The organism is Burkholderia sp. E168m23, assembly GCF_016586125.1.
In the GTDB taxonomy this organism is placed as follows: Bacteria; Pseudomonadota; Gammaproteobacteria; order Burkholderiales; family Burkholderiaceae; genus Burkholderia; species Burkholderia orbicola.
Genome location: NZ_BCPP01001632.1, coordinates 1 through 691, shown reverse-complemented (window position 1 = coordinate 691; position 691 = coordinate 1). Strand labels below are relative to the sequence as shown.

Below are 691 nucleotides of genomic sequence, written 5' to 3'. Positions count from 1 at the left end.
CAGGTGCTGCTGCACGATGCGCATGACCTGTGGCCCGAATTCCTCGCGGCAATGCCAGCACCGGTCGACGTCGATCCTCGTATAACTTCGTATAATGTATGCTATACGAAGTTATTACGCCGATCAGCATCGCATAAGCGCGTGCGATCGCCGCGTCGTGCACGAACGATGCGAGCGCGATGCGGCCGATCTCGAACGCGCCGAGGCTGATCGCGATGCCGAGCAGCACCGACCACGCGAGATGCTTCGTCGCCACCGTGTCGCCCCATACCTCGACGAGCGTCGTGGCCGCCGCATCGGCGCCGGCCAACGGCCGGGTGCGATGCGGCGCGGGTGCGACGGCGCTTGAACCGGTCTGTTCCATGTGTCTCCTCCTGGTTTGATATGTCGCCGGCCATGCCGGCGCGGCGCGGACTGCACACCGCGTCGATCACGCGGCGCGCAGCCGCGCGTCAGCCGCCGCTGCGGCCCGCGAGCAGCTCGACGGCGAAATCGGCACGCACGTCCTTCGCCGCGACCATCCGCTGCGCGATCCGGTCGATGTCGGCGCCGGTCGCGCCGGCCGCGACGGCGATGTTGCGCGCATGCAGCGCCATGTGGCCGCGCTGGATCCCTTCGGTCGCGAGCGCGCGCAGCGCCCCGAGATTCTGCGCAAGCCCGACCGCGACCGCAATTTCGCCGAGTTCCTGCG

At 68.5% G+C, this 691-nt stretch carries 2 pseudogenes; both read right to left on the bottom strand.

The features are described from left to right. Positions 1 to 364 (bottom strand): annotated as a pseudogene (locus JMF90_RS39350) (hypothetical protein); the annotation flags it as partial. An 88-nt stretch (positions 365 to 452) separates the two neighbouring features. Further along, a pseudogene (locus JMF90_RS39345) lies at positions 453 to 691 on the bottom strand (3-hydroxy-3-methylglutaryl-CoA reductase); the annotation flags it as partial.